This window comes from Bradyrhizobium sp. HKCCYLRH1030, from assembly GCF_051168395.1.
GTDB lineage: Bacteria > Pseudomonadota > Alphaproteobacteria > Rhizobiales > Xanthobacteraceae > Bradyrhizobium.
In genome coordinates this window covers 136733-151471 of sequence record NZ_JBNPUY010000003.1, presented here as the reverse complement: position 1 = coordinate 151471, position 14739 = coordinate 136733, and the positions used below count along the sequence as shown (strand labels likewise).

The window sequence follows — 14739 nt, the reverse complement described above, 5'->3', positions numbered from 1 at the left end:
CCAGCGTGCTGGACGACGTGACGTGAGAGCCATGCACGGCACAGCCCCCCGAGCCAGCCTGAAACGCCAGGACACCGCCGACACCGTGCAGGTCTGGGACCTGCCGCTGCGGCTGTGGCACTGGATGCTGGTCGTGCTGGTGCTCATCGCCTGGGTGACGCCGAACGTCCATGACGGCCTGCACCGGATCGCGGGCTACGCGATCCTCGGCTTGCTCGCCTTTCGCCTGATCTGGGGCATCATCGGTACCCGCCATTCGCGCTTCCGCAGTCTCAAGCTCCGGCTGCGCGCGACGCCGGCCTACCTGTGGAATCTGCGGCGCGGCAAGACCGGGCGCTATCTCGGGCTGAATCCCGCGGGCACGGCGATGCAGCTCGCACTGCTGCTTCTGCTCATCGTCTCCGCGATGACCGGCGCGATGCAGGTGACCGTGCGCTTCTTCGGCATCTGGTGGGTCGAGGACACCCACGAGGTGACGTCATATCTCCTGATCCCGCTGGTGGTGCTGCATGTCGCCGGCGTCGTGCTGGTGAGCCGCCTGCAGCGCGAGAATCTCGCCCGCGCCATGCTGACGGGGCGCAAGCTGCTGCGGCGAACAATGCAGCGCGAGCCGCAATCCAGCGCGAGAGTCGACTCATAAGCGACACACGGAACTCACAGTCGTCGACCGTTGCGCACAAGTCACAGTTCCCGCAAAAGCTGCCGACCACCCGCGCCGTGTCCTTGCACCTTGCAGCCAAGCACCGAACAATCTCAGGTATCGGATGCCTGACCGCCCCTCTCGGCAGGGGCTTGGATCTTGGGGAGGCCGGATGATGAGCTCACAGCAGTTCACCACACGTGCGTTGTGCCGATCGGTTGTCCTCGCAGGCTGCGTCATGGCTTGGCCTGCCAACGCCGCCGAGCCGGAGGCTGCAACCTCTCCCGTCATCGTGGAGGTCACAGCCTCCACGACGACGGAGCAAACAGCAGCACAGTTGCCGCCGTCAGAGCCCGCGCTGACGACCGCGTCGATCACTCCATCGGCGGTCCTGCCGGCGGACGAACAGGCCGCGCCCGGCGCGGCGACCGAACCGCCCCGGCCCACTGTCGCCAGCGCCGACCGCATCGAGATCCTCGACGAGTGCCCCAACATCGATGCCTGCATCGACCGCTATCTGTGGGCGCTGTACGAGCGCGCGCCGAAGCTCGACAAGATCCGCGAGACCGAGCGCCGCGTCGTCACGGTCAAGCGCAAGGGGCGCATGGTGAAGGTGACGCGCAGCTTCACCAAGCTCGTCGACAATGACTTCACCTGGAAGGATCCGAAGGCGGCCGAGCGCGTCGGCCGCAGCATGATGGAGTATGTGATCGGCGGCATGGACCGCGGCTTCAAGCTGAAGCTGTTTCACACCTTGCATGCCGCCGAGGCCGCAGGGCTCGCGCCCGGCATCACCAGCGGCTTCCGCGACGACTACCGGCAGGAGATCGCGAGCGGCCTGAAGGCCGCCAGCAACCGCTCCTATCACGGCGGCAGCCTGCGCGGCGGCTACGGCCACGGACTCGCGGCCGACATCGTCAGCGTCAACGGCGCGACGCGCGCACAGCGCTGGGTGGCGACCGAGGCGCTGTGGAAATGGGTCGATGCCAACGGCAAGACGTTCGGCATCGGCCGGCCCTATCTCGATCACGACCCGCCGCATGTCGGCCCGGTCGACGGCGAGGAATATGCCAAGCATCGCGCGCCGGCCGTGAAGGTGGCAGCGGCGGAGACGAAGAAGCACAAGCGGATCGCGGCACGGCCTGAGCATAATGCGGCGAAGCGTACGAAGGCGATCCGCGCGTCGGCGCTGGCCTCGCGGCGAACGAGCTGATTGTCACGTTCACCGCAGGTCGCGGCGTTCCGCTGATTTCATAGAGCGCGCCGCGATCTCCGTCCTTGCGAGGAGCAAAGCGACGAAGCAATCCAGAGTCCCGTCCACGACTCTGGATTGCTTCGCGGAGCTTGTCATCGGGCCGCGCACCCGCGGGGACAAGGTGGCTCGCAATGCCGATCGGAGGCAGGCGCAGATTCAACTCACAACTACGCCAAAGCAAGCAAAAGGCCGGGGCAATGCCCCGGCCTTCGTCGTTTCGCCGCGCGGTGCGCCGGATATCAGTAGCGGTAGTGGTCCGACTTGAACGGGCCTTCCGGCTTGACGCCGATGTAGGAGGCCTGGTCGGGGCGCAGCTTGGTGAGATTCACGCCGATCTTGGCGAGATGCAGCATCGCCACCTTCTCGTCCAGCGACTTCGGCAGCACGTAGACTTCCTTCTTGTACTTGCCGTCCTTGTTGTTGGCGTAGAGCTCGATCTGGGCCAAGGTCTGGTTGGTGAAGGACGCCGACATCACGAAGGACGGGTGGCCCATCGCATTGCCGAGGTTCACGAGGCGGCCTTCGGACAGCAGGATCATGCGCTTGCCGTCAGGGAAGGTGATCTCGTCGACCTGCGGCTTGATGTTGGTCCACTTCAGGTTCTTCAGCGAGGCGACCTGGATCTCGTTGTCGAAGTGGCCGATGTTGCAGACGATGGCGCGATCCTTCATCGCGCGCATGTGCTCGATGGTGATGATGTCCTTGTTGCCGGTGGCGGTCACGAAGATGTCGGCGCGCGGCGCGGCGTCCTCCATCGTCACCACCTCATAGCCCTCCATTGCCGCCTGCAGCGCACAGATCGGGTCGATCTCGGACACCATGACGCGGCAGCCGGCCTGGCGCAGCGAGGCGGCCGAGCCCTTGCCGACGTCGCCGAAGCCGGCGACCATCGCGACCTTGCCCGACATCATCACGTCGGTACCGCGGCGGATGCCGTCGACCAGCGACTCGCGGCAGCCATAGAGGTTGTCGAACTTCGACTTGGTGACGCTGTCGTTGACGTTGATCGCGGGCCACAGCAGCGTGCCGGCCTTCTGCATGTCGTACAGGCGGTGCACGCCCGTGGTGGTCTCTTCCGAGACGCCCTTGATCGACTTGGCGATCTCGGCGAAGTAGCCCTTCGGCTTCTCCTTGAGCTGCTTCTTCAGCAGCGCGAAGAACACCTCCTCTTCCTCGGACGCCGGCTTGTCGAGGAACGCCGTGTCGCCGTTCTCGGCGCGCAGGCCGAGATGGACATACATGGTGGCGTCGCCACCGTCATCGAGGATCATGTTGGGATGGCCGCCGCCGTGCCAGTCGAACAGCTTGGCGGTGTAGTCCCAATAGTCGACAAGCGTCTCGCCCTTGACGGCGAACACCGGAATTCCGGCGGCGGCGATCGCGGCCGCCGCGTGGTCCTGGGTCGAATAGATGTTGCAGGAGACCCAGCGGATGTCGGCGCCGAGCGCCTTCAGCGTCTCGATCAGCACCGCGGTCTGGATGGTCATGTGCAGCGAGCCTGCGATGCGCGCGCCCTTCAGCGGCTGCTTCGGGCCATACTCCTCGCGCGTCGCCATCAGGCCGGGCATCTCGGTCTCAGCGAGCGATATCTCCTTGCGTCCGAACTCGGCGAGCGAAATGTCCTTGACGATGTAGTCGTTGAAACCTGGCTTGGCGGTCATGTGGGGTTCCTGTCTGTAAAAGGCGTCATTCCGGGCGCGCGTCAGCGCGAACCCGGAATCCATCACTTCGAGATTCCGGGTTCAGCGCTGTCGCGCGGCCCCGGAATGACGGCACTAAGAGCTACACCGCACGCTTGAGCGCCTCGACGAGGTCGGTCTTCTCCCAGGAGAAGCCGCCCTCATTGTCCGGCGTACGGCCGAAATGGCCGTAGGACGAGGTGCGCGCATAGATCGGGCGATTGAGGTCGAGGTGGGTGCGAATGCCGCGCGGGGTCAGGTCCATCGCCTGAGCGGCCGCCTTCTCGAGCACCTCCTCCGGCACCTTGCCGGTGCCGTGGGTGTCGATATAGATCGACAGCGGCCGCGCCACGCCGATCGCATAGGCGAGCTGCAGGGTGCAGCGGTCGGCGAGACCAGCGGCGACGATGTTCTTTGCGACGTAGCGCGCGGCATAGGCGGCGGAGCGGTCGACCTTGGTCGGATCCTTGCCGGAGAACGCGCCGCCGCCATGCGGGGCAGCACCGCCATAGGTATCGACGATGATCTTGCGGCCGGTCAGACCAGCGTCGCCATCGGGACCGCCGATGTAGAACTTGCCGGTCGGGTTGATGTGCCAGATCGTCTTCGGCGTGATCCAGCCTTCCGGCAGCGCCTTGCGCACATAGGGCTCGACGCGCTCGCGGACCTGCGCCGAAGTCATGTCCTCGACCAGATGCTGGTGCGACACCACGATCTCGCGCACGCCGACCGGCTTGCCGTTCTCATACTGCACGGTGACCTGGCTCTTGGAATCCGGACCGAGCACCTTCTCGACACCGGCGTGGCGGGCTTCCGAGATCAGCCGCAGGATCTTGTGGGCATAGAAGATCGGCGCCGGCATCAAATCCGGCGTTTCATTGGTCGCGTAACCGAACATGATGCCCTGGTCGCCGGCGCCCTCTTCCTTGACTTCGCCGGGCTGCAGCGCGTCGACGCCCTGGGCGATGTCGGCCGACTGCGGATGCAGCAGGATCTCGATATCGCAGGTCTTCCAGTGAAAACCTTCCTGCTCGTAGCCGATGTCCTTGATGGCCTCGCGGACGACGTGCTCGATGTGCTCGTTGGTGACCGAAGCCGGGCCGCGGGTCTCACCGGCGATCACGACCTTGTTGGTGGTGGCGAGCGTCTCGCAGGCGGCGCGGATCTGCCAGGGGTCGATGCCGGCCTTCGGCCCTTCACGGTAGAACAGGTCGACGATCTCGTCGGAAATACGGTCGCAGACCTTGTCCGGGTGGCCTTCGGACACCGACTCCGAGGTGAACAGATATGACGCGCGCATCAAGCAACCCCTTCTTCGCCGCCCACGGCGGTCGTTTGTATTGATCCCTAAGGAATGTCAGTCGCGACGCCGCGAGATGACGTAGGATTCATCGTAGAACCACAGCCCGTTGTGCTTTCGCAGAACCTCTCTGGCGGCGTCGAGCGCGCGGGACGAGTGGGCCACCTCGGTCAGGCGGTCTTCCTCGATCTGCGCGACATACACCGCCGCGTTCCAGGCTGCAAAGGCCGTCGAGGTTCCGATCGCACCGGTGACCTCGTTGGGCAGAGCCTCCATCTCATACCTGAAAATCGAGCGATTGTCCGCATAGGCGTTAAAATTTAAGTCCCGCCCACTGGAGCCGAGCTCGTATTTCACGGCGCGCAATAGCTCATGGCGGCTGACCGAGAAAGGATTTTCTCCCGGCCAGACCGCCTGGATGATGTCCAGGCCCGGATCCTGGCCGTGGGAGTGGATTCCGATCAGCCGGCCGCCCGGCTTCAGCGCCCGCGCCAGCGGTGCGATGATGCGCTTGGCGCGGAAATTGACCGAGGACCGGGCCCGGTAGGGCTGCGAGGCGATGATCAGGTCGAAATTGGCCTCGACCCGACCGGCCCGCGGGATGATGCCGTCGAGCAGGAAGCGGTGATCCTCGCGATACAGCACCAAGGCGATCGGCCGCTCATAGACCGGCATGCCGGTGCGCGGGGAGACGTTGGCGCGCCAGTTCTGCTCCAGAAACGGCTTCAGCGCCGTGATCTGGGCCTCGAAATCCCCGGACGAATCGCCCTGCAGCACGACCTCGTGCCAGATCATCGAGGCGGCTACCGAAGGCGACGCCGGCGTCAGCCAGGGCGCCTCGGCATAGTTCATGTTGGTGAACACGAACACGCTGGCCGGATGCTCGAACAGCCGGTCCGGGACCTTCTCCAGTGTCAGCCTGACATCCTCGAGGCTCAGCTCCTTGCCGGCCACATAGAACGGAATGTGTGGAAAACGGCCGTGCATGGTGCGCAGGACCTTCGACAGCACGGTGCCGTCGCCGACGCCGGCGTCGAACAGCCGCAGCGCCGGCGGCCGCGGATGGATGCTGGCGAGTTCGAGACCGACGCGCTCGGCCACCACCCGCTTCTCGCTGCAGGTGTGCACGAACAGCAGGTATTTCTGACGGTTCTCGAAGAAGCGGAAATTGCTCTTGGGATCGCGCTTTTCGGGCACGACGTCGAGCCGCGGCGGCGGCAGCGTGCCAGTCGAGGCCGCGATATAGGCCTGGATGCGATCCAGCGTGTCGATGGTGATGCGCTTGCCCTCGCGCAGCCGCTGCACGAGCTTGCCGTCGTTCACGGCGCGCCGGCCGAACGTCGATTCCGCCATGTCCGACTGGCGGCAGAACTCCGTGATCTGGGCGAGCAGCTGGTCGTTCTTCATTCGGCTCGACGGGTGGGAAACAGGAGTGGGCAACGCGCCCTTGGCCCAACCTCCTAGCACCATCTGCCCACCATTGGAAAGAGCCTGAACCCGGAACCTTCCGGACGCAACAAACCGGATAGGTTCCCGCCTCTCGTCCCCCACGGTCCGTGCCGATGCGCCGCTCCCTCCTGCTGCTGATACCGCTGCTGGCTGCCCTCTGGGCGTCTCCCGGCCTCGCCCAGTCGAAGTCCCAGCTTGGCCCCCTCTGTACCACCGAGACGACGCCGGCCGACCAGATGATCGCCGCCTGCACCAAGATCATCGCGCTGAAGGTGTTCTCCGGCAGCCAGCTCGCCACGATCTATTTCTGGCGCGCGGTCGGCTGGAACAAGAAGGGCGACTACACCCACGTCATCGCCGATGCCACCGAGGCGCTGCGGCTGCAGCCGGCGCAGGCGATCTACAATCTGCGCGGCTCGGCCTATTACGACAAGGGCGAGTACGAGATCGCGATCGCCGACTTCAACGACGCCATCAAGATCGGCGCGCCGAGCGGCACGCTCTTCCACAACCGCGGCAACGCCTATCGCGGCACCGGCGACTACGCCAGGGCGATTGCCGACTATGACCAGGCGATCAGGCTGACGCCGAAATCCGCGCTGTCCTGGCAGAATCGCGGCATCTCCAAGGAAGCGACCGGCGACCTCGACGGCGCGCTCGGCGACATCAACGAGGCGATCCGGCTCGATCCGGCGCTGGCCTCGCCGCTGATCAACCGCAGCGTGATCTGGCGCGCCAAGGGCCATCTCGACCGCGCCGTTGCCGACGCCTCCGAGGCGGTCCGGCTGGCGCAGAATCCGCCGGCCAACGTGATGACACCGCCGGGCAGCGTCGTCATCTCAGCCCACGTGCATCGCGCGCTGGCCTATGAGGCCAAGGGCGAGTTCGATGCGGCCAAGGCGGATTACGCCGCGGCGCTGAAGCCCACCGCATCCGATGCCGGCAGCAAGGCCAGCCAGGCCACCGCCAGGGTGCGGCTGTCGCTGCTGTCGGAGCCGGCGGCGCGCCCCCAGCAGCGGCCGGAATCCCCGGCCCCCTCCTCGGCCGCAGCGGTGCCGACCGGGCAGCGCATGGCGCTGGTCATCGGCAACGGCGCCTACACGCACGTGCAGCCGCTGCCCAATCCGCCGCGCGACGCGCGAGCCATCGCCAGGAGCCTGCGCGACATCGGCTTCACGGTGACGGAGGGCATCGATCTCGACCGCGCGGCGATGCAGGCGAAGACGCGCGACTTCCTGCGCGAGGCGGCGCGGGCGCAGGTCGCCGTGGTGTTCTATGCCGGCCACGGCGTGCAGATCGACGGCCGCAACTATCTCGTCCCCACCGACATTGCGCCGTCTGCAGGCAGCGACGTGGTCACGGCGATGGTCGACATGGACCAGATCCTGGCCGGGCTCGACGACCAGGTCCGCACCAACATCCTGATCCTCGATGCCTGCCGCAACAATCCGTTCGCCCCGCCGGAGACGGCAGGCGCCGGCCCCGGCCGGGGTCTCAGCGCCAGCGGGCTCGCCGCACCAACCTCGCTCGGTACCGGCGCAACGTCCGGGGCCGGCACGCTGATCGCGTTCGCGACGGCGCCGGGCAAGGTCGCGCTCGACGGCGACGGCGACAACAGCCCGTTCTCGGCGGCGCTGACCCGCCACATCGGCACGCCCGGTCTCGAGGTGCAGCAGATGCTGACGCGCGTTCGCGCCGAGGTCGTGGCCGGCACCAAGAACAAGCAGGTGCCGTGGTCGAACTCCTCGCTGCTCGGTGAGGTCTATCTGGCGGCGAGATAGACCTGCGGCTGGGCAGGCGCTGCTCCAGCCCGACCGTCACGGCCCTCGGGGAGTCAGGTGCAGCATGCCCGAATCCTGATATGCTGCCGCACAATGGAGACGAAGCGTATCGCCGTCGGCCCGCCCAATCGCCGACACGATCCGCCGGCAACAAGCTCGTCTCGAAGGATCAGGGAGGCTCGCATGATCGGTCGTTTCGTTGTTGGACTTGGTCTGTCAGTCGTGCTGGCCGCAGGCCCGGCGCTCGCCGACGATGTCACCGGCGTCTGGCTGCGCGAAAGCGGCGCCTCCAAGGTCAAATTCGCGCCCTGCGGCGGCGCCGTCTGCGGCACGCTGGTCTGGATCAAGGAAGGCACCGACACTCCCGCCAAGGTCGGACAGCGGCTGTTCTCCGGGATGAAGCCGACCGGCCCCAATGCCTGGGCCGGCAGCTACAGCAATCCCGATGACGGCAAGACCTATGATGCCAAGATGACGCTCACCGGCGGCACCCTGACGACCGCCGGTTGCGCCTTTGGCGGCGTCATCTGCCGTTCCTCGACCTGGACGCGGGCGAATTAGAGCTCCGTTTGCGAATTCAGACTACGGTCGGGTCGCATCAAGGCATCGATCGTCCATATGGCAGCAAAGACGCAGGCGCGGCTGGGATTCGTGCTGTTTGCGGTGATTGCCGCAGCAGCCGCGACGTTCGTGCTGGCGCGCCGCTCCGCGACGCCGTCGGGCAGCGACCACCGCACGGTTCGCCAGCTCATCGTCCACTACAACCTGATGGCGCGCTCCGATGACCCGATCGTCGTGCTCGGCGACAGCATCGTCGAGGCGGCGACGCTGCCGGCCAGCGCCTGCGGACATCCGATCGTCAACGCCGGTCTCGCCGGCGCCGGGACGCGCAGCGACCTGGCCGGCTGGCTCAAGCCCGCACTCGGCCCGAAACGGCCGTTCGCGATCATCGTCTCCCTCGGCGTGAACGATGCGCTGACCGCCAAGTCCGACTCCGGCGAGGCCTTCGCCGGGCGCTACGAGGCCCTGCTGCGCGAGCTATCAAACCTCACCACGCGCATCTTCGTCACCGAGTTTCCCTCCGTCGAGGCGCGCGGGCCATTCACGCCGGCCATGGAGAAGGCCGCCATGGCGAACATCACCGGCTATCGCGCCATGCTGCCGGACCTCGCGAGGCGCACCGGCGCGACCTTCCTGCCCCTGCCGCCGATGGAATCGCCGTTCACGCTCGAAGGCATCCACCTGAATGCCATGGGCTATCGGTCCTGGGACCAGGCGATCCTGCAGGGAACCGAGCTCGCCTGCCGCTGATCCCGCAGGCTGCGAAAACAATCCTTCACTTCGCGCCGGCTAGGATGGGGGCGCACATCCCGTCGAGACGGTTAACGATCACCGCATGGCCCCGCTTCACACATCGACATCGCCTGGGACTCACAAGCTGCTCGGACTGGAGCTGCTGCGTTTCCTCGCCACGATCTCGGTGCTGCTGTGGCACTACCCGCACTTCGCCTACATCGCCGATGCCCCTGTCGATCTCGTCCGCAGCGAGCTGCCGTTCTACAATGTCCTGTTTCCGTTCTATGAGCTCGGCGAATACGGCGTGGTGATCTTCTGGTGCATCTCGGGCTTCATCTTCTTCTGGAAGTACAGCGCGATCATCCCGGATGGCACGGTCGATGGCTGGACCTTCTTCGTCAACCGGGTGTCGCGGCTCTATCCGCTGCATCTCGCAACGCTGCTGCTGGTCGCGGGGCTGCAGGCCCTCTATGCCGCGCAGCACGGCGTCTTCTTCGTCTACCAGAGCAACGATCTCGCTCATTTCGTCACCCAGCTTTTCATGGCGAGCGACTGGCTGCCGCCGACCGGGGTCAGCTTCAACGGCCCGATCTGGTCGGTCTCGATCGAGGTTCTGGTCTATGCGGCCTTCTTCCTGGCGCTGCGTTTCGTCACCACATCACCGCTGTTGAACCTGGCGATGATCCTGGCCGGCATCGCGAGCGGGACACTGGTCGGCAAGTGTTTCGTGTTCTTCTATGCCGGCGGACTGGCCGCCATGGTGCGGCAGAGCGTCGCCGATGCCCCGTACCGCGCGCGGCTGGAAGCGTTCGCCGCGTGCGCCGTCGTTACAATTCCGCCGGCCCTCTGGCTCTCCGGCGTTGAGCTTGCCGAGCGCTCCGCAGCGCTCCTGCTCGTTTATACACCCATCCTCTTGTTCGTCTGCGCGACGCCCATCACGCTGCCGCGGCGCACCGAAGTCCTGCTGCAGGCCGCCGGCAACATGACTTATTCGTGCTACCTGTTGCACTTCCCGATCCAGCTCACGATCGCGCTGGCTTTCGGCGCGCTTGGACGAGCGATCCCCTACGGCAGCCCCTCGTTCTGGGTCGGCTTCATGGGGCTGACCTTGACCGCGGCGTATCTCACCTATTCCGGGTTCGAGGCCCCGGCACAGCGGCTGATCCGCCGCGCGCTGCTGCGCAAAAAAGAAGCGGAGCGGATTGCTCCGGCCCCGCTTCCGCATCACTGATCAGCACGCCCCATGTCGAGGCGTGCAGTGTTCACGGCGCGCTTACTTCCCCCAGATCTCCTCGGCAAGCTCGACGCAGAGGCGCAGCTTGGCCCACTGCTCTTCCTCGGAGAGGATGTTGCCTTCCTCGGTCGAGGCGAAGCCGCATTGCGGCGACAGCGCGAGCTGGTCGAGCGGGGCGAACTTCGAGGCCTCTTCCAGGCGGCGCTTGATGTCGTCCTTCTTCTCGAGCTCGCCGACCTTCGAGGTCACGAGACCGACGACGACGACCTTGTTGCCCTTGGGCAGGAAGCGCAGCGGCTCGAAGCCGCCGGCGCGCTCGCTGTCATACTCCAGGAAATAGCCGTCGTAATTGGTATTGGCGAGCATGGTCTCGGCGACCGGCTCGTAGCCGCCCGAGGAAATCCAGGTCGAACGGAAATTGCCGCGGCAGACATGCGTGGTGATCGTCATGTCGGCGGGCCGCTCGGCGATCGCGTAGTTGATGATGCGCGAATAGATCTGCTGCAGACCGTCGGGATTGTCGCCGCGCTCGCGCGCCTTCTTGAGCTCGTCCTGCGAGCACAGATAAGCCCAGACCGTATCGTCGAACTGCAGGTAGCGGCAGCCGGCGTCGTAGAAGGCCTTCACGGCCTTGCGATAGGTCTTGCCGAGATCCTCGTAGAAGGCGTCGAGATCGGGATAGACGTCCTTGGAGATCGACTTGCGGCCGCCACGGAAGTGCAGCACCGCCGGTGACGGGATCGTCATCTTCGCCGTGACATGCGCGGTGTCGGCGTGCTTCTTGAGGAAGCGGAAGTGGTCGAGCATCGGATGACTATCCGGGAAGTCGAGCTTGCCGATCACGCGCACCGCGTCATGACGGGTCTGCACGCCGGTAAACTGGATGCCGGTGTCCGGGTGAAACAGCTCGCATCCGGTCAGCTTGGCGAGAAAGTCGAAGTGCCACCAGGAGCGACGGAACTCTCCGTCGGTGGCGAGCTTGAGACCGGTCGAGGCCTGGCGATGCACGACCTTCTCAATCTCCATGTCCTCGATCTTTCGGAGATCGTCGGCCGAGATCTCGCCCTTCTCGAGCTTGGCGCGGGCTTCCTTGATCTTCTGCGGCCGCAAGAGGCTGCCGACTTCGTCGGCGCGGAATGGGGGCTTGGTGCGTTGCATGTGCTCACTCCTTGGAAGGCGTCGATTCGTTGGATAGGGTTGTTGGACCGGCTGCGATCTGTCCTGGCTGGTTACCTGGGCAAAGCGTGATGGACTGGGTCCATCCCCTACCCCGTATCCGGTCGGTATACAATTCTATCGAGGAGAGATCGTGGAGAGGCATGGCGCAATCCATGGCCCGTGCAATGGGCTGACCTACCCTGACCTCGTTCAATGGGGCATCCTGAGGTGAACCCATCAAATCCGCCTCCAGGTGAAGTGCCATCGCGACAACGGCGCTGGCCAGCCTTCCTGCTGTAACGACCGGATCCTGCATACCGGTGTCCACGGCGGCCGCACCATACCGCCGGATCTTCCGGCATGGCCTTCACGCTGACTGCGCGAGCCACACCGTCCCTACAACCAAGGATGACGCTTCGCCCTGTAGCGTTCAAGCCCGACGATCAGGTCAATGCGCGGCCGCGCTCGCGACGCCGAGGTGCCGCTCCAATGGCGCCGGATCGGCCTTCAAGGCGCTCGACGGCGCGTCATGCACGATGGTGCCACGCTCCAGGATGACGACGCGGTCAGCCAGCGCGAGCAGCTTCTGCGCGTGCTGCTCCACGATCACGGAGCACAGCCCGCCGGCGCGACTGATGGTGCCGATCGCGGCCAGCAGCTCCTCGACGATGATCGGCGCGAGGCCCTCGGTCGGCTCGTCGAGCAGCAGCACCTTGGGATTCAGGGTGAGCGCGCGGCCGATCGCCAGCATCTGCTGCTCGCCGCCGGAGAGCTGATTGCCGAAATTGTTGCGTCGCTCCTTGAGCCGCGGAAACATCTGGTAGACGCGCTCGATCGTCCAGGGTCCCGGCTGCGCCACCGCCGTCATGTTCTCCTCCACCGTGAGCGAGCGGAAGATGTTGCGCTCCTGCGGCACCCAGCCGATGCCGGCGCGGGCGCGCTGGTCGGCGCGAAGAGCCGTGATGTCGGTGCCGGCGAGCGCGAGCTTGCCGGAGAAGCGGCGGGTGACGCCGACGATGGAGTTGATCAACGTGGTCTTGCCAGTGCCGTTGCGGCCGAGCAGCGCCAGCACCTGGCCCTCGGGCAGCTTGAGCGACATGTTCGGCAGCACGACCGCCTGGCCGTAGCCGGCGCGAAGATTTTCAATCGCGAGCAGATCGGTCATCACGCGGCCTCGCCGAGGTAGACCGCCTTGACCTGCGGATCACGCGCAACCTCGTCGGGCGTGCCTTCAACCAGCAGAGCGCCGGAGACCAGAACCGAGATGCGGTCGGCGAAGGAGAAGACGAGGTCCATGTCGTGCTCGATCAGCAGCACCGTGACGTCGCGCGGCAGCGCGGCGACGGCGGCGAGGATGTCCTTGCGCTCGCCCTCGGGCACGCCGGCGGCGGGCTCGTCGAGCAGCAGCACGCGGGGCTTGGCGGCGATCGCGACCGCGATCTCCAGCAGGCGCTGCTTGCCATAGGGCAAGGTCGAGGTGCGGTCGTTCATCACGTCGAGCAGCCGGAAGCGCTCGAGCGTCTCGGCGATCTCGGCATTGATGTCGTCGCGCGTGCCCATGCGCCGCCACCAATTGCCGCCGCCGCCGAGCCGCTCGGAGACCGCAAGCCCGATGGTCTCCAACGGCGTCAGGTCGGGATACAGCTGGTTGATCTGGAAGGTGCGCGACAGGCCGCGCAGCACGCGCTTGTGCACCGGCAGATCGGTGATGTCCTGGCCTTCGAGCAGGATGCGGCCCGCGCTCGGCTCCAGCACGCCTGTGAGCTGATTGATGACCGTGGTCTTGCCGGCGCCGTTCGGACCGATCAGCGCGTGGCGCGCGCCGGGCGCGATCTGCAGCGACAGGTCGCGGGTGACGTGAAGGCCGCCGAAATGCTTGTCGAGGCCGCGGGTTTCCAATGCGTAGGTCATGGCGCCTCGTTATCGGTGAGGGCCACCGCGGCCTTGCGGCCGGCGATCTGGCGCAGGACGAGGTTGGGCAGCCACAGCGCATAGGCGTGGATGCGGTGGCGGCCGACCAGCACGATGACGACCAGCACGAGGCCGATCCAGAACATCCAGTACTGCGGCGTGATCCACTGGAACAGTTCCTGCAACATCCGGAACACGGCGGCGCCGATCAGCCCGCCATAGAGATAGCCGGAGCCGCCGATGACCAGCATCAGCACCAGATCGGCCGAGCGCTCGAACGCGAACACGTCCAGCGAGGCGAGCGCCGTGGTCTGGGTGAACAGCGCCCCCGCAATGCCGGCATAGAACGCCGCGACGGTGTAGATCGCGATCAGGCGTTTGTTGACGGGAATGCCGACAGCGGCCGCGCGCAACGGATTGTTCTTGATCGCGCGCAGCGACAAGCCGAACGGCGAGTGTACGATGGTCCGCGCCAGCAGGAACAGCACGAACAGCACCGCAAGCGAATAGAAGAAGCCGGTCCTGCCGAACATGTCGAAGGCGAACACGCCGAAGATCGGCTGGATGTCGATGCCCTGGAGACCGTCGGTACCGCCGGTGATGTTGGAGAAGCGCTCCGCCAGCGCCTCCATCAACAGCGCGATGCCGAGCGTCACCATCAGCCGCGTCAGGTCGACGCCGCGGATGACCAGGAAGCTGGTGGCGAAGCCAAGCACGGTGGCGGCGAGGCCGGCCACGATCAGCGCCAGCACCGGCTCGTTGATGATGCCGTGCACCGAGAGCAGGCCCGCGCAATAGGCTCCGACGCCGAAGAAGGCGGCGTGGCCGAGCGAGACGATGCCGGCATAGCCGAGGATCAGGTCGAGCGACAGCGCGAACAACGCCAGCCGCAGGATCTCGGTCATGATCAGGTAGCGCGAGGGAAACGCGAGGCCAACCGCCAGCACGACGATCCAGAAGGCGAACTCGCTCCAGTGCCAGCGGCCATGCTGCCTGGCGTGAAATCCGACCTCGGCTTGTGCGTTCGTGGTCATGC

General features: G+C 65.9%; 13 protein-coding genes. 6 read left to right on the top strand and 7 right to left on the bottom strand.

The window, feature by feature from the left end:
- Nucleotides 1–31: 31 nt before the first annotated feature.
- Both ACQR1E_RS10960 and ACQR1E_RS10955 read left to right on the top strand, forming a co-directional pair.
- Nucleotides 32–640 (top strand): cytochrome b/b6 domain-containing protein, encoded by a 609-nt coding sequence (locus tag ACQR1E_RS10960; RefSeq protein WP_434897025.1) that lies wholly within the window; start codon nt 32–34, stop codon nt 638–640.
- Nucleotides 641–812: 172 nt separating this feature from the next.
- Entirely contained in the window at nt 813–1853 is a 1041-nt protein-coding gene (locus ACQR1E_RS10955) for a hypothetical protein (protein ID WP_434897024.1), read from the top strand.
- A gap of 281 nt (nt 1854–2134) precedes the next feature.
- Here the strand turns inward: ACQR1E_RS10955 and ahcY are convergent, their stop codons facing one another.
- The 3 genes from ahcY to ACQR1E_RS10940 all read right to left on the bottom strand — a co-directional run bounded on the left by ahcY (nt 2135) and on the right by ACQR1E_RS10940 (nt 6281).
- Nucleotides 2135–3556: an adenosylhomocysteinase gene (gene ahcY / locus ACQR1E_RS10950; RefSeq protein ID WP_315712889.1), complete on the bottom strand. Its 1422-nt coding sequence runs from the start codon at nt 3554–3556 to the stop codon at nt 2135–2137.
- Between the two features lie 121 nt (nt 3557–3677).
- Entirely contained in the window at nt 3678–4874 is a 1197-nt protein-coding gene (gene metK / locus ACQR1E_RS10945; RefSeq protein WP_315712890.1) for a methionine adenosyltransferase, read from the bottom strand.
- A gap of 57 nt (nt 4875–4931) precedes the next feature.
- A complete protein-coding gene (locus tag ACQR1E_RS10940; protein ID WP_315712892.1) occupies nt 4932–6281 on the bottom strand; it encodes a hypothetical protein in 1350 nt (449 codons plus the stop codon).
- 155 nt (nt 6282–6436) lie between these two features.
- Here ACQR1E_RS10940 and ACQR1E_RS10935 point away from each other — a divergent pair, with 155 nt between their 5' ends.
- From ACQR1E_RS10935 to ACQR1E_RS10920, 4 genes are all read left to right on the top strand, one after another.
- A complete protein-coding gene (locus ACQR1E_RS10935; RefSeq protein WP_434897023.1) occupies nt 6437–8104 on the top strand; it encodes a caspase family protein in 1668 nt (555 codons plus the stop codon).
- Between the two features lie 183 nt (nt 8105–8287).
- Nucleotides 8288–8665, top strand: coding sequence for a DUF2147 domain-containing protein (locus tag ACQR1E_RS10930; RefSeq protein WP_315712895.1), 378 nt, complete (start codon nt 8288–8290; stop codon nt 8663–8665).
- 57 nt (nt 8666–8722) lie between these two features.
- The gene (locus ACQR1E_RS10925; RefSeq protein WP_316191402.1) at nt 8723–9415 is read left to right on the top strand and encodes an SGNH/GDSL hydrolase family protein; all 693 of its coding nucleotides are present in this window, start codon (nt 8723–8725) and stop codon (nt 9413–9415) included.
- A gap of 85 nt (nt 9416–9500) precedes the next feature.
- A complete protein-coding gene (locus ACQR1E_RS10920; protein WP_316187624.1) occupies nt 9501–10631 on the top strand; it encodes an acyltransferase family protein in 1131 nt (376 codons plus the stop codon).
- Between the two features lie 42 nt (nt 10632–10673).
- On the opposite strand, the gene ACQR1E_RS10915 is transcribed toward ACQR1E_RS10920, so the two are convergent.
- From ACQR1E_RS10915 to ACQR1E_RS10900, 4 genes are all read right to left on the bottom strand, one after another.
- Complete coding sequence (locus ACQR1E_RS10915) at nt 10674–11792, bottom strand: cobalamin-independent methionine synthase II family protein (RefSeq protein WP_315712900.1); 1119 nt, start codon at nt 11790–11792, stop codon at nt 10674–10676.
- A gap of 448 nt (nt 11793–12240) precedes the next feature.
- Nucleotides 12241–12957 carry an ABC transporter ATP-binding protein gene (locus tag ACQR1E_RS10910; RefSeq protein ID WP_315712901.1) on the bottom strand — a complete coding sequence of 239 codons (717 nt, stop codon included), beginning with the start codon at nt 12955–12957 and terminating at the stop codon, nt 12241–12243.
- A complete protein-coding gene (locus tag ACQR1E_RS10905) occupies nt 12957–13703 on the bottom strand; it encodes an ABC transporter ATP-binding protein (protein ID WP_315768765.1) in 747 nt (248 codons plus the stop codon). Before ACQR1E_RS10905 ends, ACQR1E_RS10910 begins: the two co-directional genes overlap by 1 nt.
- A complete protein-coding gene (locus ACQR1E_RS10900; protein WP_315712904.1) occupies nt 13700–14737 on the bottom strand; it encodes a branched-chain amino acid ABC transporter permease in 1038 nt (345 codons plus the stop codon). Before ACQR1E_RS10900 ends, ACQR1E_RS10905 begins: the two co-directional genes overlap by 4 nt.
- Nucleotides 14738–14739: the final 2 nt, after the last annotated feature.